The sequence below is a fragment of the Planococcus sp. TJ-302 genome (genome assembly GCF_058268455.1).
The window spans coordinates 1-18,139 of record NZ_JBZDOI010000003.1 but is presented as its reverse complement, the minus strand read 5'-3'; the positions used below and the strand labels follow the sequence as shown (position 1 = coordinate 18,139).

Below are 18,139 nucleotides of genomic sequence, written 5' to 3'. Positions count from 1 at the left end.
TACAATTTAGGCAACAAAATATTTAAATTTTCTAAAATTAGAAATGCATGGTAATCTATAATTATTCAAGGAAAGGACCAATTATATGACTTCAAAACTACTACTGTTCAGCGTCTCCATCTTTTCTTCAATTATTCTGTCATTTATGCTGTATACTCCGTGGAGCTTTATCAAATGGCTAGACGCTGTATTCTTGGTCAGCCTCTTTCTTCTCATGGCGGCGGCGGTGATGTCCCTCATCGAAGGAAAGTTTTTCGAAGCGTTCATCCATAGCACAAAAAACTTTTTTGCAAAAGTAAATAAAAAAGAACAATTGATCCGGGAAAGCGAAAAACGCTCGTTTGAAAATCCCAGCTTCGAGAAAGTTTTTCCGGCGCGGAAAAACTTCTTTATCATCGGCATGCTGTTAAGTGCCGGTTCATTGCTCTTATCCACTGCTTTTTATTATTTTTGATGCGTTCTGACAGAAACAGGCGGGAAAAACTCAATGAGTTTCCCCGCCTGTTTTTTTTATGGATGTAAAGTTTTTCTGAACTCTATTTTTTTAATGCCCAAAAAACCAATTCATCATCCGCCCCTGTCTGGTGCATGCCCAGCTTTTCGAGCACTTTTATCGAGGCGGCATTGCCATGCGCGCATTCAGCGATTACCTGCATCACTCGGCCTGTTTGGAAAGCCCATTCAATCAGCCCGTTAACTGCTTCTGTGGCAAAGCCCTGATTTTGCGCTTCCACCGCGATGCCATAGCCGATTTCAACCACCCCGCCGCTGTCTGGAATCCCTTTAAAGCCGGCGTCGCCAATAACTTTGCCATCCCGCCGGCATACGACCATCCACACGCCCCAGCCCAGCAACTCAGGTCTGTCTTCCAATTCCGCCAAATGCATATTAATGTGCGGTCCCATATCGTATTGGGCCGCGAAATCGCTGTAGTTTTCAGCCGTGCATGGCACCAAGTCCAATCGCTTTGTCTGAATTTCCATATTGTCTCCTTTCACTCCTTCACTTAACGTCATAGTTCAATCATTATTTCCAGATGTGCCGGCTAATGCTTTAACCATACGGTAGTTTTGCAGCTGCACTCCAAGGCGCATTACAGTTCGCGGTTGGGTAACGGCAAACCCGTAATGTTCAAAAAAGGGCTTCGCGGTGATGCTGGCGTCCACAATAAGCTTTTCCAGCCCTTGCACCAGTGCTGCTTGCTCGATTTCCCAAAGCAGCCGGCCTGCAATCCCTTGACGTTGATAATCTTTGTGGACATACAAACGTTCCAATTTGCCGCCAGCCGCCAAGTCAGCGAATCCGGCAAGGTTTCCGTCTTTCCAAGCGACAAATGTTTTGTTCTCAGCAAGAGAAATGCGCCATTGTTTCACCTTCTCTTGCCGCAGCGCTTCAGGCGCCCATGCAGCGAGCTGTTCCGGCAAATAATCCGCCGCATTGACCGAATGGACTGTGCCATAAAACAGCGTAACGATTTCTTCAGCATGCAACGGTTCAAATTCCCTGATCTCAATTGCATCATGTGCGATCAGCGCAGGCAATTGCTGCAAATGGGTGATGGAAAAGTCGGCGCTTGGCGCCTGCCCATACGGGTTTTCCATCCAGATCGCCGACATGCCTACCGCCTTGGCTGCCACTACATCGTTTTCCGGATGGTCGCCGATATACACTGCTTCATGGGCTTTGACACCCATTGCCTTCAGCGCCTTTTCAAATATGCGCGGATTGGGCTTAGACATGTTTTCTATCCCCGACACCAAAATTACGCTAAAATATCCTTCAATGCCGAGCGTTCGGATGCTATCCATCTGCAGCTGCCCCGGCCCATTCGTAATGATCGCCAATTGGATGCCGCTCTTTTCCAGATTTCGAAGCATTTCCTCGAGCCCTGGAAAACCCATGCAATGTTCTTTGAATCGGCTGACGTAATCTGCCAGCATTATTTCCCAGGAAATACCCGTTATGCCGAATTCCTCGATCAGCTGCTGATAGACTAGGTCTTTCCAGCGATAGCCTCTCGCATCCAGTTCAATGAACCGCTGCACATACTGTCTTTTCGGGATATGCCCGAGCTCTCCAGGGAACCGGTCGTATTGAACCCCTATAAAGGAAGCAATCGACCGATCGCGGTCCAATAACGTGCCGTCTAAATCAAATATTGCCGCTTTGAACACGCTCCATTCACCTCTCTTCCATCGCTTTGTAAATCTCCAGTGTTTCTAATAGGAATTCCTTGTCATACCCCGTCCTGCCGTGAATCCGCTCCACCCACTCTGCAAGATCCGCTGCCGGCCGGTCACGGAAAAGCCCCTCTGACGTGCTGAGGAAGCTTTTCCAATCATCAAACTCCCAATGTGCCGTTTCCTCTTTATAAGGCACACGCACTTCTAAAAGCGGTTTCGGATAGACGTGGTTTTGCGAAAATTCCGCTGCTTGCCAGAACACGTTGTCATCTACCGGGTCCAGCTCATACGTTTGCCGCGACATTTTACCTCCTGGCCGGTAATAGACAATTTCCGCGTTGCCATTAGCTGCGGATATCTGGACTTCCGCTCCCGGGAAAAAACCTGCGATCCTTTCCCTGCTGAATGCCGGATCGTCCGCATCTAAAAGCACCGGCTGCAGCCATTGGTCGCCAAGGTCGCATAAATAGCGCCGGCCTCTCTTGTCTTCTGCTACTACTGCCGCATGAGCTTCCTCGGTCCCCAATTCGCTGCCGACCGGATAAGCTTTAATCCCTTCTTTTCGGAATTCGTCCAACAGCCACAACGCCAGATCAAAGCAATTCCCGGTAATGTTATATTGCTGCCGTTGCTGCTTCATCAATTCAACAGAGCGCTGCTTTTGGCCACCAGCTCTTCTGAAAAACCACGCCTTCGTCAAGGTTTCCATCGGGAATCCATCAAATCGTTTCCAGACTTCCAAAATTTCATCAGACGCTTTCATGCCATCAACCTTCTTTGCTGATTTTTTTAATCTTATATGCACATTGTATGCGATGCCATCTTGGTTACTTTCGATTCCGCCGAACCGGAATCCTTTAAAGCGGCACAACCAATCTTAAGTTCTTGCATCTCTCTCGCCGCATACCTCATACCGTATATAATTAGGTTGAGAAAGGAGTGTCCCGAAATGAATTTGTACCAAATCGGCAACGCCACAATTCCTGCTGTGTGGATCGCCACCTTATCGCCCTTGTCATCCCCGCTGTCATCTGGCGTGTCATCAGCAGTAAAAAAATCGGCAAATGGGATTGGAACGCGTTCACTTTATACTTTTTGGTTTGGAAAGCGAACTATATTCTTTTTAACTTCGAGGAATTTTTAGACTTTCCTATGTCCGTGCTGTATTTTAACGGCGGTGCGTTCGGCCATATGCTGGTATTGGCCGCACTGGGGATGGCCGAAAAAAAACACCCTGGCCCCTAATAGGATGCATTACCAGTCCCGCAGTTATTTTTTGTCGCTTTTCTATGTATAATCCAGAACGCGGCGTCAGCGCAGCTCTTTTGAAGAAAGTTTATAGGCTTCCATGATTCTAGCGTGGAGCTCTTCAAGCGGCAATGAACTATCGAGCTTCAGCACCGGACTCTTGGATTCTTCCATTTGGTGAGCATGCTCAGCATACGTTCCGACCATGTCCTTGTCTTCAGCCTTTAAATACGTCTGGCACCATTCCAAAAACTCATTCGTCATTTCTTCATGTTCATTAAGCGAAAATAGGCTGTTCCGCTCGAATTCCCTTGCGCGCAGCCTCTCCAGCCGGAGATCTTCATCAAGAAAAAGAAAAACCAGCAAATTCCGGTCTCTAAAGCCATCTTTGCACCAGGCATAGACAGAACCCGAAGCCACGTAGCTTTTGGAAGATTCCATATCCCTCCGGTACATCGCCAATCGCTCTTCAACAGAATAGCTTTCTGTAAAAATATCATCTTTCCAGATGTAACTGTCTGTATCAATCCATTTCACTCTTTCTTTTTCGCCGATAAACTTCCCCAAAGTGGTCTTTCCAGTACCCGACCCGCCAATAATCTGGATTTTCATTGACCTATTCCCCCTGTTCCAAGTAAACTCTTCTTCCATAATACGACAAAAAGCGTTCGTAAAGTGACTTATCACTTTGCGGACGCTTTCTGAAATAGCTTTCTTTTACAATTCCTCACCATTCGTCTGAATCACTTTTTTATACCATTCAAACGAATCCTTTTTAGAACGCTTCATCGATCCATTTCCTTCGTTATCGCGGTCAACGTGAATCATGCCGTAGCGTTTTTTCATTTCGCCGGTTGTGAACGACACAATATCGATGATTCCCCATGGTGTATAGCCCATCAGATCGACGCCATCGTATGTGACGGCTTTTTCCAATGCCTCGATATGGGATTTCAAATAGTCGATTCTTTGCGCGTCATGGATTGAGCTATCTTCTTCAACTGTATCAATTGCGCCAAAACCGTTTTCAACAATGAAAAGAGGAATCTGGTAACGGTCGTAAAGGCGATTCAATACATATCTCAAGCCCGTAGGGTCAATCGCCCAGCCCCAGTCGCTTGATTTGATGTATGGATTTTCTACGACATTCGGCAATCCGCCGGTCACGATATTACCGTAATCACCATTTTGAACATTGCTGTTCACCGTCGTGGACATGTAATAACTAAAGCCCACATAATCCACTTTGCCGTTTCTTAGGATTTCGTCATCGCCCGGTTCCATTTGGATGGTATAACCTTCACGTTCAAACTCTTTTAACACGTAGCTTGGGTAATGGCCGCGTACATGAACATCCGGGAAGAAATAGCGCTGTCTCATTTCTTCTTCTGCCAGCATCACATCTGCCGGATTTGAAGAATACGGATAAATCGGCACATGGGAAACCATGGCTCCAATCTTGAATTCGGGATTGATATCTTTTCCGGCGGATACAGCGAGTGCGCTTGCAAGCAGTTCATGATGGCCTGCTTGGTACATCACTTCTTTCGCATTTTCACCTTCCTGGACAACTACACCTGAGTTTGTCCATAGGAATAGCGGATTGTCTACGTCCATTTTGTTATTGATTTCGTTGAAGGTCATCCAATATTTCACTTTGTCCTGATATCGGTTAAAGCAAACTTCGGCAAACTTGACGAAATGGTCTACTACTTTACGGTTTCTGAATCCCCCGTATTCTCTTGCCAAATGCAGCGGCATTTCAAAATGGGAAAGCGTGATGACCGGTTCGATTCCGTGCTTCAGCAATTCATCAAACACATTGTCATAGAATTTCAAGCCTTCTTCGTTCGGCTCCGCTTCGTCGCCTTTCGGAAAAATCCGGCTCCAGGCGATGGATGTCCGCAAGCATTTTAATCCCATTTCACCAAACAAAGCGATATCCTCTTTGTATTTGCTGTAGAAATCAATGGCTTCGTGGTTCGGATAAAATTTGTTGGCCTCGATTGTTTCGGTTATTTCTCTGGCTACACCGTGCGCGCCAGCCGTCATGACATCCACAACGCTCGGCCCTTTTCCGCCTTGGTCCCATCCACCTTCAAATTGGTGGGCCGCTAAAGCGCCGCCCCATAAAAAATCATTTGGTAATTTACCCATTTTATCTCACTCCCTCTTTAAGAATCGTCATTAATTTTGTTGAATGCCCCTTTATATTAATTGTACCGGTACAATTAATCAAGTAGTACACAATTTAATTAGTATGATAATATTTGATTGGATGAGCTTTTAAAGGGTGTATGTTATAATTCGGGTATCATTTAGACCATAAAGCAAAGAGGTATGCCCATGTTAAAATATCAGCACATCGCAGACGAACTGGAAAATTACATAGAAGAACATAAGCTGCAGCAAGGCGCTAAGCTGCCAGTCCTGCAAGATTTGATGCTCCAGTTCCATGTCAGCAAAAGTACAGTGACGAAAGCATTGGAATTGTTAGAGAAAAAAGGTGTCGTATTTCAAGTTCGAGGCAGCGGGATTTTTGTCAGAAGGCATAAGAGAAATGGCTATATCAGCTTGCTGTCGAATCAAGGCTTCAAAAAAATGTTGGAAGAATTTCAACTCACGTCAAAAGTGATCGAACTCGACGTACGAAAACCGACAAAAGAAGCTGCGCTTAATTTGAATATCGGCGTCGGCGACGATGTCTACTACGTCAAAAGAATCCGGTTTATCCACGGACAGACGCTGTGCCTGGAGGAATCGTATTTCACCAAATCAATCGTCACATATTTGAACAACGAAATCATCACTGAATCGATTTTTAATTACATTACGGAAGGGTTGGGCTTGAGTATTGGATTTGCCGATACGTTTCTTCATGTCAACAAATTGACCGCTGAAGAAGCTCAGTATTTAGAGCTGAAAGAAGGCGATCCCAAACTATACGTGGAATCTATTTTCCACTTAACCAATGGCCAGCCATTCGACTTTTCCAAAGTAACGTATAACTATGTACAATCTCACTTCTTTGTTCAAGCGGATTTGTAGACTATGAAATATGTGCCTGCCCTCTCTCAGCAGAGGGCAGGCTTTTTCTATTCCTGAACCTAAAAAAAGACGTTCGCAAAAGTGGCTGGCCACTTTTCGAACGTCCTTTTTTTCTATATTTATTTACAAACGGATTTATTCAACTGTTACAGACTTAGCCAAGTTGCGTGGCTTGTCTACGTCGCAATCGCGGTGAAGCGCTGCGTAATAGCTGATCAACTGCATTGGGATAACAGAGACAAGCGGTGACAACAATTCATTGACCTTCGGAAGCACAAGGCTGTCGCCTTCTTCCTGCAAGCCTTCCATTGAAATGATGCATGGGTGAGCGCCGCGTGCTGCTACTTCTTTGACGTTTCCGCGGATGCTTAGGTTAACCGCTTCTTGCGTTGCAAGCGCGATAACCGGAGTGCCTTCTTCGATCAAAGCGATCGTTCCGTGCTTCAATTCGCCGCCGGCAAAACCTTCCGCTTGGATATACGAAATTTCTTTCAGTTTCAATGCGCCTTCAAGACCAACGAAATAATCCATTACGCGACCGATAAAGAAGCAATTGCGTGTAGTTGAAAGGAAGTCACGGGCAATTTGCTCCATTTCTTCTTTCATGTCCACTTGGGCTTGGATCGCGTTTGCAACGATTCCAAGTTCCTGCACGAGGTCAAAGCCGATTTCAAGGCCTTTGGACTGTGCTGTTACTGCTGACAAGATCGACAAGACAGCAATTTGTGCTGTGTATGCTTTTGTCGACGCGACGGCAATTTCAGGGCCTGCGTACAACAATAACGTGTAATCCGATTCACGTGAAAGCGTAGAACCGGCAACGTTTGTGATCGTCAATGATGGGTGGCCCATCTCTTTGATCTTCACAAGAACTTGGCGGCTATCAGCCGTTTCGCCTGATTGCGAGATAAAGATGAACAATGGTTTTTCAGACAGAAGCGGCATGTTGTAGCCGAATTCGCTCGCTACATGCACTTCTACTGGAATGCGCGCCATTTTCTCGATGTATTCTTTGCCGATCAAACCAGCGTGATAGCTTGTTCCTGCTGCAATAATGTGAATGCGGTCTGCATTTTTCATCGCATCCAGGATTTCCGGCTGGATTGTCAATTGGTCTGCGCCGTCCTGGTAAGCTTGAACGATTTTGCGCATAACTGCAGGCTGCTCGTCAATTTCTTTCAACATATAATGAGGGTATGTCCCTTTTTCGATATCGCTCATGTCGATTTCCGCTGTGAACGGTTGGCGGCTTACCACTTCGCCGTCCAATGTTGAAATTTCAACGCTGTCTTTGCGGACGATGACGATTTCTTTGTCCATCAATTCCACAAATTGGTTCGTGACCTGAAGCATTGCCATTGCATCACTTGCGACAACATTAAAGCCTTCACCAAGTCCAACAAGCAACGGGCTCTTGTTTTTCGCAACAAAGATCGTCTGCGCTTCTTCAGCGTCCAATAACGCGATTGCGTATGAACCCTTCAACAATGTCAAAGTTTTGCTGAACGCTTCTTTTGTCGTCATGCCTTCTGCAACTAGCTTGCCGATCAACTGGACGATTACTTCTGTGTCCGTGTCTGAATCCATTTCAACGCCAGCCAAATAATCGCGCTGCAAATGATGATAGTTTTCGATAACGCCATTATGGACGATTGTGAAGCGGTCCGAAGTATTTTGGTGTGGATGGGCATTAACTTTATTCGGTTTGCCATGAGTCGCCCAGCGCGTATGCCCAATTCCCGTCGTTCCCATTACTTCATCTGCTACGATTGCGCGCAAATCAGCAATGCGGCCTTTTTCTTTGAATACTGTGACGCCTTCACCGCCGCGCACTGCAATACCCGCTGAATCGTATCCACGGTATTCCAATCGTTCCAATCCTTTTAACAAAATTTCCTTTGAATCATTTTCCCCGATATATCCTACAATTCCACACATTTTAAATTCCTCCATTTTCCTATAAGTCAAAATGAGCGTTTGCCTACGTTCGCAAACGCTTCCGATGAGCCCATCCACACCGTTGTCCAACCGATCACTCAGCTGTTTTGGATGCAAGATATTACGACCGGGCTTCGCGGCCGGGAGGTATCCGCCGAAACATCGATACTCCTCCTCCTCGTCTACTGGAAACAGATTTGTCCATCCGATTTTTCCAGTACAGGCGCTTCAACTATTTTCCTTGTACGCTTTGCTATCCCCCTTTTCCTGCGGCCCGAAATAGGCAATTTCATCATACCTCCCAACACTTGGAAAGTCAATGAAACCCCATTGAAATAGGGCTTCAGGACCCTGTTGCGCCTTTTAATGACCCCATTCTTTTTGGAAGCGCTTTCTTTATTGGCTATTAAAAAAAGCTCTTGCTGGCCATTTTCATGGCATTCAAGAGCTTCCTTTCAGCTATTTTATTTCATGCCCATTTCTGCGCGCACGACTTCGGCAATGCGTTCTACATACTCTTCACAAGCAGCAGCGGATGATGCCTCAACCATGACGCGAACCAATGGCTCTGTTCCGGATGGGCGCACCAGCACACGGCCGTTGCCTCCCATTTCCGCTTCGACTTCCGCAATTTTTGCAGCAACTTTCGCATTGTCAGTTACAGCATGCTTATCGGTGACGCGAATATTCACCAGTTTCTGTGGGAAGATCGTCATTTCTCCAGCCAGCTCCGACAATTTCTTGCCGGTCACTTTCATGATGTTCACCAATTGAAGGCCTGTCAACAAGCCGTCGCCGGTTGTATTGTAATCCAGGAAAATGATGTGGCCCGATTGCTCGCCGCCCAGATTGTATTCGTTCTTTTTCATTTCTTCAACCACGTAGCGGTCACCGACAGCGGTCTGTCTGCTTTCCATTCCGTGCTCTTCCAATGCTTTGTAAAAGCCCATATTGCTCATAACAGTCGAAACGACTGTGTTCTTTTTCAAACGGCCTTCACCATGCAGGTATTTCGCGATGACGTACATGATTTGGTCGCCATCGACAATCTTGCCTTTTTCGTCCACCGCGATCAAACGGTCGCCGTCGCCATCAAATGCAAGACCGATGTCGGCATTTTTAGCCAATACCAATTCTGCTAACTTCTCCGGATGCGTCGAGCCCACTTTATCGTTGATATTCAAGCCGTTCGGTGAAGCACCCATTGATGAGATGTCAGCATCCAGATCTGCGAAAACATGCGTCGCCAATGTTGAAGTCGCACCATGTGCGCAATCCAACGCTACATGGATATTTGTGAACTCTTCATCTACGGTCTGCTTCAAGTACTGAATGTATTTTTGACCGCCTTCGAAATAATCCGTAATGCTGCCAAGGTCTCCGCCTGTCGGACGCGGCAATAAATCTACTTCGCTGTCAAGCAGCGCTTCGATTTCCGCTTCCTGGTCGTCGGACAGTTTAAAGCCGTCCGAACCGAAAAACTTGATGCCGTTGTCTTCTACCGGGTTATGAGAAGCTGAAATCATGACGCCTGCTTCAGCGCTCATGACACGCGTCAAATAAGAAACTCCCGGTGTGCTGATGATGCCGAGGCGCATTACTTCCGCCCCTACTGACAGCAAGCCTGCAGCCAATGCGCCTTCAAGCATTTCCCCTGAAATCCGCGTATCGCGGCCGATCAATACCTTCGGCTTTTCTTTCGAACTCTTTGTTAATATATAACCGCCGAAGCGACCTAATTTAAAAGCTAATTCAGGTGTCAGTTCGCTATTAGCTACACCTCGCACACCATCAGTTCCAAAATATTTACCCATTATGTTCTCTCCTTTTGACTCTATCTTCATTACAGAATAATCCATTTTTATACTTTAATGCATTTTGCGCAAAACAGCAAAATTCAAGAAGGGCTTTTGCCGAAATTCGGCAATTTTCAAGTGCCTGCAGGCATCTCAAGCTCATTCTCGACCGTTATATCCGCTTCAACCGTAATCTTTTTCGGATCCAGTGAAGTGATTCCGTTCGGCAGCAGCAAATCAATATCGAGCTCTGAATTAGCAGCTGTGATATCCGCTACATCGACCTCCACCGGCAATTCCGCAATCTCGTCGACGATGTTTTTCGGCCCATAAATCCGGACATTCTCTACAGAGGATTCCAGTGAATTGATGGTGATGCCCGCTGGCGGCTCGCCGCTTTGGCTCAAGCTCACAGGCACTTCCTTGCTGTATTCTTCGATGCCGACCGCCACTTGGACCGCTTCAGGCTCAATCGTGACATTTTCAAGCTTCGTCAAATCATTGGCAAGGACGCGCACGCGCGCCTCTGTTTCAAACGACTTGTTGATGCCGGGCTCACCCGTAATGGTTGCTTTAACAAAGCTGATAGAGTCAATGACGCTTTTCGGCCCTGTCACCATAACGGAATTCGGATCGGCCACCATGCTCTCGAGCACGAAGCCCTCTGCAAGAAGGCGTTCGTTCAATTCCGGATCGATGCGGAATTCCTGGCTTACTCGTTCCTCAATGTTGATTTCAACAAATGCCGGGTCCATCTGCACCCGCAATTGCTCAGACAAATTCTCTGTCTGAATTGAAATGCGGTGCTCTCCCATTTCCAAGTCCCGCAAATCGACGAATAACGTAAAATCCTTTAATTGGCGCGTAGTCTGCACGACGCTCGTCGGACCTGAAATCGTCAAGTCCACCGTCTCAGGCAGGCCGCTAACCATTAAATTGGTGTCATCATAATAAACTTCCAATGCCACATCTTCAATTTTTTCAGTAATTGTTCCGCTGTCGACTGCGCTATTCGTATCATCAGCCGCTTTGACGGAAAAGAATAATAGGAATGCGAGCAACAATGCCATGATCCGTAAAAACCAAGGGCTGTCCATCAAATTATCCATTCTTTTTCCCCCTCCAGTTCCACCAGGAAGAATCCGCTTGCTGCTGCTGTTCGGCTCCGAACCAGATTCTGCGCAATTTCGCTTCAAAATCCTCGAGCGACAAGTTGCGGTGCAGATCGCCATTGGCTGTCAGGCTGATTGCACCTGTCTCTTCTGAGACAATGACTGTAATAGCGTCTGTCACTTCACTGATGCCAAGCGCTGCCCGGTGGCGCGTTCCCAGCTCTTTTGAGATAAAAGGGCTTTCTGACAGCGGCAAATAGCAAGCCGCCGCTGCAATCCGGTTTCGCTGGATGATAACTGCACCATCGTGCAAAGGCGTATTGGGAATGAATAAATTGATCAATAACTCTGACGTAATGTCGGAGTTCATCGGAATTCCCGTTTCGATGTATTCACTCAATCCGGTTTCGCGTTCAATCGAGATTAACGCACCGATTCGGCGTTTCGCCATATAGCTGACTGACTTGACCATGGCTTCAATCAATCGGTTGCGCTCAGATTCTTCGTTCAGCGTGCTGCTGGAAAATAGCTTTCCTCGCCCCAGCTGCTCCAATGCGCGGCGCATTTCCGGCTGAAAGATGATGATGATAGCCAAAAAGCCCCAATTCAGAACTTGTTGCATGATCCAGCCGAGCGTCTCCAAATTGAGCGCTTGGGTAATCAGATACGCAATGACGATGAAGAATATCCCCTTCAATAATTGGACAGCCTTAGTCCCTTTAATGAGGGTGATCAATTTATAGACAACGAACCATACTAATAAAATATCAATGACATTCACTAAAAGTTCGAGTGGTGTTTGATTTGTTAAATTATCCAAAAACGGCATCTGCAACCCTCGCTTTTCAACATCTGCATATACTTTAGTATATCATAACCCGATTTTACTTGCCCCGAAAGAAAAAACCTATCCATGGAAGGATAGGCTCTACTTGTCTTCACTATTGTTGCTGCTGAAAATAGCGGCAGCATCTTTTGAAACTTCCTTGATGCCATACCACAACCATTCGAAAATCTGGTCGATTTCTTCAATTTCACCGGTAATCACACCGCTCGAAGCCATAAACTGGCCGTTGACGATCGTCACGTCGCCGTTTAGTTCGCCTTCTACCCTAAGATCGCCATTGCGGATGGTCAAATCGCCGTCGACGACCATTCCTTTCGGTACAATGACCGTTTCGTCCTCTACCTGCAGATTCGGCTGTTTGGTGAATGCGAATTGCTGGTCTTCATTGAAACTCGTAAACAGCGCAGCGCTCATCATCAAGATGAACAACGCTGCGGCTGTAACGAACGGGTGCTGCCTGAACCAGCGCTGGGCACTGCCGCGTTTCTTTTCTTTTGGCAGCCGCTCCATCGTCTTCTGGACAAAACTGGCAGGCGCCTGTATATGCGAAGCACTTTGCACTAAGGCAATCGTCTTGGTCAATTCATGATACATCTTACGGCAATCGCTGCAGCTTTCCAAATAGCCTTTCAGCACCGCTTCATCTTCGGGCTCTAAATCCCCGTCTAAATAATCATCCATGAATCGGATGATTTTTTCCGGACACGTCGTCATCGTGCTCGCCTCCTACAAATTGCTCAATTGCTTCCGAAGAGCTTCTCGCCCCCGGTGTATACGCGTCTTCACGGTACCAAGCGGCAAATCCAAAATTTCGCTGATTTCCGCCAGCGGCAATTCTTCAATGTACTTTAATACAATAGCGGCACGGTACTTATCTGGCAAGCGGCTAATTTCATATTGTACCCGTTCCTGTACTTCCATCTTCATCAATTCTTCTTCCGGCAGTTGGTCGTCATTCGCAATCGACGAGTACATATTCAGCCCTTCTGTGCCGCGTACTTCCGCATCAAGGTGATAATCCGGCTTTTTCTTGCGGATCCGGTCAATGCATAAATTCGTCGCGATGCGGTAAAGCCACGTCGAAAACTTCCGCTGCTGGTCAAAGGTATGCAAATTCACATAGGCTCGTGTGAAAGCCTCCTGGGCGATGTCTTCCGCTTCGTGCCTATTACCGAGCATGCGATAGCAAATTTGGAACAGCTGGTGCTGGTACAATTCAACAATCTCTGCAAATGCCTGTTGATCCCCTTTTAACACTTGTTTTATTCGTTTATTCACTAAAGCATCCATGCTCTCATTTCCCTCCGCCTATGCGGCTGTCTTTTATATACGGATTACTTTTCATAAAGTTTCATTTTATTTCTCAACTTCTATCCTAACAAATCTTGCCCAGAAAATCCCATCTTATTTAAATTTCAATGAATAAAAAAGCCCATAAAAAAAACAGGCTTTCGCCTGTTTTATAGTAGTTTTTCCCCTAGTAAGGAGCCGATTAGCGCTACAGCAACATCCGCTGTGCGGTTTTTCTCGTCAAGAATCGGATTGACTTCCACAAATTCCGCAGAAGTGATGATCCCGGCATCGAATAATAATTCCATTGCCAAATGGCTTTCACGGTACGTGATGCCCCCTGGAACTGGTGTGCCGACACCTGGCGTGTACATCGGGTCAATGCCGTCGAGGTCAAGCGATAAATGCACAGCGTCCGTACGGCGTTCTTCTTTCAAGTACTGGATCGCGTCATCGATGACGGCATGCATTCCCATGCTGTCGATTTCGTGCATGCTGTATACGCGGATGCCGAGTTCTTTGATCAATTCACGTTCTCCTGGGTCAACCGAACGTGCGCCGATGATAACGATGTTCTCCGGCTTCACTTTTGGTGAATAGCCGCGGATATGCGTCAATTGCTCATGGCCTAGGCCGAAGCTTGCCGCAAGCGGCATGCCGTGGATATTGCCGGATGGTGAAGTGTCGCTCGTGTTCATGTCTGCATGCGCGTCGTACCAGATGACGCCCAAGTTTTCATGGCGTTCAGAAATGCCGGCCAATGTACCGATTGCGATGCTGTGGTCTCCGCCAAGTACGAGCGGGAAATTGCCTGCTTCTGCCACTTCAAACACTTTCGCGCCCAGAGCTTCAGTCGCTTCCGTGACAATCTTCAAATTGCGCAAATTCGTGTCAGCATCAAGTTTGCCGTCTGCCTGTCCGATTTGGATGTCCCCTTCATCTGTCACCGAGTAGCCCAGGCTTTCAATGCGGTCTACAACGCCCGCATAGCGGATTGCGCTTGGCCCCATGTCTACGCCGCGGCGGTTCTGTCCATGGTCCATTGGTACACCAATAATCGAGATGTTCTTTTTATTCATTATTTTATACCCCCTTTGAAGTCTAAGTCCATTGTAACTTCTCTTGTTGCAATGGCTCAACCTGACAAATTTAAGTATATTTATTCATTTTATTAATCAAACGTTCTTTGACATTCGGCCATTCACTGTCGATGATTGCGTAAAGCACAGCATCCCTTGGCTTGCCGGTCGATCGGATCCGTTCGTTGCGGATCACTCCTTCTTTGACAGCGCCAAGCCTTTCCAGCGCTTGTTGAGAACGTTGATTTTCTGCATCGGTTTTAAACTGGACACGGATCATGCCCATTTCTTCGAAGCAATGCGCCAGCAGCATCGTTTTTACAGCCGTATTGACGTGGCTGCGCTGTGCGGATTCGGCATAGAAAGTGGATCCGATTTCGCAGCTCCTGTTTTTGCGGTCGATCATAGCAATCCGCGTCGTGCCAATGATTCTTCCAGTTTCCATCTCCTCCACCACAAATCCCAGCACATTGCTGCGGCCGATTCCCGCCTCGATCCATGCTTTCATCTCGTCGAAATTCTTCACTTTCGTCAGCATATGCTCAAAAATAGCCGGTGTGTGGAGTTCCCACAAAGCCCGTATGTGGCTGTGTTCTAACGTCCTTAGCCGTACCCCAGAATGTTCCATCATTACAAATCACCCTTTCTAACTGAAATGGACCGCTTGGATGCGCTCTAAAAATTCACGTTCCAACGCACCCATCTCTTTCACTAAATAATAAGTCAAAACTTCAGGCAGCGGAAACAAATCGAAATGGGCATCCATCAGCCTGCCTTCGATCAACTCGCGCCGCACCATAGAAGCCGGCAGAAACGACATGCCAAGCCCTTCCTGGATAAAGCGTTTGGCGATGTGGGTTTGCGTCACTTTCATCGTCCGCAAGCCCGGCATGTCCCGCCGCAGTTTCAGCAGCAACTCATCCCAAAAGACCGGATGGTGATGAGTAAACAAAAATGCCGATTGCAGCACCGTTTCAATGGAAATGGCGGGTCCGCCCTCATCATCGTAAGCATCCCTTGGCAAGATGAACAAGAGCCGGTCGCGGTAGGCAGTTTCGTGGATCACACTGCGCCGCACCGAAGGCAGCGCAGAGAGGCCCGCAGATACCTCCCCAGTGTCCACAAGCTCCTCAATCCCTTCCGACTCTTCTACGCGGATAACAAGTTCTATGTCCGGATGGTCCCGCATGAACGACTTCAATATATAAGGCAGAACTGTTTCCGCCATCAGCGGCGAGATGGCCAATGTCCATTTCTTCCGGTAGCCTTGTTCAAACGCATGAAGTCCTTCGATGCTCCGCTCAAGCTGATTGAGCACACCTTCTGCCTGTAGTTTGAATCGCCGGCCCGCTTCCGTCAACGCCACTCTGTTATTTTCCCGTTTAAAAAGCGCAATGCCCAGAAATTCCTCCAATAACTTAATATGCACCGTAACATTCGGCTGTGACATTAGCAGGCGTTCCGACGTCTTGCGGAAGTTTCCTGTTTCAGCAGCATCAACGAACGTTTTCAGCCACGCCAATTCCATATTGCCCTCTCCTTTAATTAAGTATTTTGATTGATTCAATTATATATCTTTAATTTTCATTATCATAGATGCGGAGTATGCTGATAAAAAAGGAGGAATTCACATGTTCCAGAAAGGCTTAAAAGGCGTAGTAGCTGTACAAACTAAAATCGCCTCGGTTGACGGGGATAAAGGCGAGCTGAAGTACCGCGGACTGCCGGTAGACAAGGCAGTGGAGGGGAAAACATTTGAAGAAACCACGTTTTTCTTGTGGAACGGCGCGTGGCCGGAGGAAAATGAATTGCATGCACTCGTGGAAGGGCTGAAAAAAGAACGCATCTTGCCCGCACACGTAGCAGCGATTGCAGAACTGCTGCCGACCGATGTTTCGATCATGGACAACCTGCGGACGCTCGTTTCGGCTTTCAGCAGTACCGAATTCATTCAGCGCAGCCCGAAAAACCAGGCATTTGCGCTGACCGCAGCACTTCCGGTGATGGCAGCCATGCTTTATCGTTTAAAACACGGCTTGAAGCCCGTAGAACCGCGCCAAGACCTTGGCCACACTGCAAATTTCCTGTGGATGCTGAACAGCCAGGAGCCCGCAAACGTGCATATTGAAGCTTTGGACACATACTTGAAATTGACCATGGAACACGGCATGAACGCTTCTACTTTTGCCGCACGCGTCACCGTATCCACTGAATCAGATATGGTAGCAGCCATCACGTCCGCTCTTGGAACGATGAAAGGCCCTTTGCACGGCGGAGCTCCTTCCGGCGTCATCGACTTGCTGGAAGAAATCCAAACGCCCGCCCGCATCGAAAGCGTCATCCGAACCAAATTGGCGAGCGGCGAAAAAATCATGGGCTTTGGCCATCGCATTTACCGCACCGAAGATCCGCGCTCAGTCATCCTCCGAAAGAAATGCCTCGTTTTGCAAGGCGAGGACAATTGGCTCGATCTGGCGACGGCCGCCGAAACAGAAATCATCCGGTTGTTAAACCTCCATAAACCGGGACGCGCGCTGCACACGAATGTTGAATTCTACGCAGCCGCCATCATGCGCTCGATCGACATGCCGCCGGAATTGTTCACGCCGTCCTTCAGCATTGCCCGCATCGTCGGATGGACCGCCCATGTCTTGGAGCAGCAAAGCGACAACGTTATATTCCGGCCGCAATCGGAATACGTCGGAAACTAAAAAAAGGCCGCATCCAATTGAATGGATGCGGCCTTTTTACACATGGATAGTACAAATACACATGGAACAATGGAGCCTAGGGGGCTCGAACCCCTGACCTCGTCACTGCCAGCGACGCGCTCTCCCAGCTGAGCTAAGGCCCCGCGCTGAACAGGCGCAAGAAATAAAGATGAGCCATGAAGGATTCGAACCTTCGACCCTCTGATTAAAAGTCAGATGCTCTACCAGCTGAGCTAATGGCTCATAAAAAAATGGCTGGGGTACCTGGATTCGAACCAGGGCATGACGGGATCAAAACCCGTTGCCTTACCGCTTGGCTATACCCCAATGCCTGATATAAAACTGGTGGTGGGGGGCAGATTCGAACTGCCGAACCCGAAGGAGCGGATTTACAGTCCGCCGCGTTTAGCCACTTCGCTACCCCACCGCTATTTAAATTTTTAAAAAACATGGTGGAGGATGACGGGATCGAACCGCCGACCCTCTGCTTGTAAGGCAGATGCTCTCCCAGCTGAGCTAATCCTCCATAATGGTGACCCCTACGGGATTCGAACCCGTGTTACCGCCGTGAAAGGGCGGTGTCTTAACCGCTTGACCAAGGGGCCTTGATCATTTTTTGTTTAATCTTTTTACAGAAACCTCTTTGTAAAAATAAGCTCCCAACCGGATTCGAACCGGTGACCTCTTCCTTACCATGGAAGCACTCTACCTGCTGAGCTATGGAAGCATGGCATTAGAATAATTAAGGCAAAAAATATAAATAGACCAGCGACGTCCTACTCTCACAGGGGGAAACCCCCAACTACCATCGGCGCAAAAGAGCTTAACTGCCGTGTTCGGGATGGGAACGGGTGTGGCCTCTTTGCCATCATCACTGGACTATTTTC

Annotated in this window: 18 protein-coding genes, 7 tRNA genes and 1 rRNA gene; 4 read left to right on the top strand and 22 right to left on the bottom strand. The window is 47.6% G+C overall.

The annotated features are described in order from the left end of the window. The first annotated feature begins 85 nt into the window (after positions 1-85). Positions 86-454: a DUF3899 domain-containing protein gene (locus tag AC4EHB_RS12915; RefSeq protein ID WP_490976345.1), complete on the top strand. Its 369-nt coding sequence runs from the start codon at positions 86-88 to the stop codon at positions 452-454. Positions 455-536: 82 nt separating this feature from the next. Here the strand turns inward: AC4EHB_RS12915 and AC4EHB_RS12910 are convergent, their stop codons facing one another. The 3 genes from AC4EHB_RS12910 to AC4EHB_RS12900 are packed head-to-tail and all read right to left on the bottom strand — an operon-like array spanning position 537 to position 2,946. Then, positions 537-983 (bottom strand): GNAT family N-acetyltransferase, encoded by a 447-nt coding sequence (locus tag AC4EHB_RS12910; RefSeq protein ID WP_490981773.1) that lies wholly within the window; start codon positions 981-983, stop codon positions 537-539. 36 nt (positions 984-1,019) lie between these two features. Further along, positions 1,020-2,174, bottom strand: coding sequence for a GNAT family N-acetyltransferase (locus AC4EHB_RS12905; RefSeq protein ID WP_490981772.1), 1,155 nt, complete (start codon positions 2,172-2,174; stop codon positions 1,020-1,022). A gap of 7 nt (positions 2,175-2,181) precedes the next feature. After that, entirely contained in the window at positions 2,182-2,946 is a 765-nt protein-coding gene (locus AC4EHB_RS12900) for a hypothetical protein (RefSeq protein ID WP_490976348.1), read from the bottom strand. Between the two features lie 176 nt (positions 2,947-3,122). Between AC4EHB_RS12900 and AC4EHB_RS12895 the strand changes: the two genes are divergently transcribed. Next, complete coding sequence (locus AC4EHB_RS12895) at positions 3,123-3,428, top strand: hypothetical protein (RefSeq protein ID WP_490981771.1); 306 nt, start codon at positions 3,123-3,125, stop codon at positions 3,426-3,428. 66 nt (positions 3,429-3,494) lie between these two features. On the opposite strand, the gene AC4EHB_RS12890 is transcribed toward AC4EHB_RS12895, so the two are convergent. Beyond that, positions 3,495-4,043 (bottom strand): P-loop NTPase family protein, encoded by a 549-nt coding sequence (locus tag AC4EHB_RS12890; RefSeq protein ID WP_490981770.1) that lies wholly within the window; start codon positions 4,041-4,043, stop codon positions 3,495-3,497. Between the two features lie 105 nt (positions 4,044-4,148). Further along, positions 4,149-5,588: a 6-phospho-beta-glucosidase BglA gene (bglA, locus tag AC4EHB_RS12885; protein ID WP_490981769.1), complete on the bottom strand. Its 1,440-nt coding sequence runs from the start codon at positions 5,586-5,588 to the stop codon at positions 4,149-4,151. A gap of 189 nt (positions 5,589-5,777) precedes the next feature. Here bglA and AC4EHB_RS12880 point away from each other — a divergent pair, with 189 nt between their 5' ends. After that, positions 5,778-6,479, top strand: coding sequence for a GntR family transcriptional regulator (locus AC4EHB_RS12880; RefSeq protein WP_490981768.1), 702 nt, complete (start codon positions 5,778-5,780; stop codon positions 6,477-6,479). A 135-nt stretch (positions 6,480-6,614) separates the two neighbouring features. Here AC4EHB_RS12880 and glmS read toward each other — a convergent pair whose 3' ends face one another. The 9 genes from glmS to AC4EHB_RS12835 form a co-directional block, all read right to left on the bottom strand. Further along, a complete protein-coding gene (gene glmS / locus AC4EHB_RS12875) occupies positions 6,615-8,417 on the bottom strand; it encodes a glutamine--fructose-6-phosphate transaminase (isomerizing) (protein ID WP_490981767.1) in 1,803 nt (600 codons plus the stop codon). A 464-nt stretch (positions 8,418-8,881) separates the two neighbouring features. Beyond that, the gene (gene glmM, locus AC4EHB_RS12870) at positions 8,882-10,231 is read right to left on the bottom strand and encodes a phosphoglucosamine mutase (protein ID WP_490976354.1); all 1,350 of its coding nucleotides are present in this window, start codon (positions 10,229-10,231) and stop codon (positions 8,882-8,884) included. Between the two features lie 116 nt (positions 10,232-10,347). Then, positions 10,348-11,322: a CdaR family protein gene (locus AC4EHB_RS12865; protein WP_490981766.1), complete on the bottom strand. Its 975-nt coding sequence runs from the start codon at positions 11,320-11,322 to the stop codon at positions 10,348-10,350. After that, positions 11,315-12,154, bottom strand: a complete 840-nt coding sequence (gene cdaA, locus AC4EHB_RS12860; RefSeq protein WP_135502831.1) for a diadenylate cyclase CdaA — start codon at positions 12,152-12,154, stop codon at positions 11,315-11,317. Before cdaA ends, AC4EHB_RS12865 begins: the two co-directional genes overlap by 8 nt. Positions 12,155-12,253: 99 nt before the next feature. Further along, positions 12,254-12,886, bottom strand: a complete 633-nt coding sequence (locus AC4EHB_RS12855) for an anti-sigma factor family protein (protein WP_490976356.1) — start codon at positions 12,884-12,886, stop codon at positions 12,254-12,256. A 12-nt stretch (positions 12,887-12,898) separates the two neighbouring features. Continuing rightward, positions 12,899-13,462 carry an RNA polymerase sigma factor SigW gene (gene sigW / locus AC4EHB_RS12850; RefSeq protein ID WP_490976357.1) on the bottom strand — a complete coding sequence of 188 codons (564 nt, stop codon included), beginning with the start codon at positions 13,460-13,462 and terminating at the stop codon, positions 12,899-12,901. 170 nt (positions 13,463-13,632) lie between these two features. Next, entirely contained in the window at positions 13,633-14,541 is a 909-nt protein-coding gene (gene rocF / locus AC4EHB_RS12845; RefSeq protein ID WP_490976358.1) for an arginase, read from the bottom strand. Between the two features lie 70 nt (positions 14,542-14,611). After that, positions 14,612-15,172 carry a GNAT family N-acetyltransferase gene (locus tag AC4EHB_RS12840; protein ID WP_490981765.1) on the bottom strand — a complete coding sequence of 187 codons (561 nt, stop codon included), beginning with the start codon at positions 15,170-15,172 and terminating at the stop codon, positions 14,612-14,614. Positions 15,173-15,187: 15 nt separating this feature from the next. Further along, positions 15,188-16,069, bottom strand: coding sequence for a LysR family transcriptional regulator (locus AC4EHB_RS12835; protein ID WP_490981764.1), 882 nt, complete (start codon positions 16,067-16,069; stop codon positions 15,188-15,190). Positions 16,070-16,172: 103 nt separating this feature from the next. Here AC4EHB_RS12835 and AC4EHB_RS12830 point away from each other — a divergent pair, with 103 nt between their 5' ends. Then, on the top strand, positions 16,173-17,252 hold the full coding sequence (locus AC4EHB_RS12830; protein WP_490981763.1) for a citrate synthase/methylcitrate synthase: 1,080 nt from the start codon (positions 16,173-16,175) through the stop codon (positions 17,250-17,252). A 70-nt stretch (positions 17,253-17,322) separates the two neighbouring features. Here AC4EHB_RS12830 and AC4EHB_RS12825 read toward each other — a convergent pair. The 8 genes from AC4EHB_RS12825 to rrf form a co-directional block, all read right to left on the bottom strand. Beyond that, a tRNA-Ala gene (locus AC4EHB_RS12825) sits at positions 17,323-17,395 on the bottom strand. A gap of 27 nt (positions 17,396-17,422) precedes the next feature. After that, a tRNA-Lys gene (locus AC4EHB_RS12820) sits at positions 17,423-17,495 on the bottom strand. Between the two features lie 9 nt (positions 17,496-17,504). Next, positions 17,505-17,579 (bottom strand) — tRNA-Gln (locus AC4EHB_RS12815). 16 nt (positions 17,580-17,595) lie between these two features. Continuing rightward, positions 17,596-17,679, bottom strand: a tRNA-Tyr gene (locus AC4EHB_RS12810). Positions 17,680-17,702: 23 nt separating this feature from the next. After that, positions 17,703-17,778: transfer RNA gene (locus AC4EHB_RS12805), tRNA-Val, on the bottom strand. Between the two features lie 4 nt (positions 17,779-17,782). Then, positions 17,783-17,857: transfer RNA gene (locus AC4EHB_RS12800), tRNA-Glu, on the bottom strand. Positions 17,858-17,906: 49 nt separating this feature from the next. After that, positions 17,907-17,979, bottom strand: a tRNA-Thr gene (locus tag AC4EHB_RS12795). 36 nt (positions 17,980-18,015) lie between these two features. Beyond that, positions 18,016-18,131: ribosomal RNA gene (gene rrf / locus AC4EHB_RS12790) — 5S ribosomal RNA — on the bottom strand. Between the last annotated feature and the right edge of the window lie 8 nt (positions 18,132-18,139).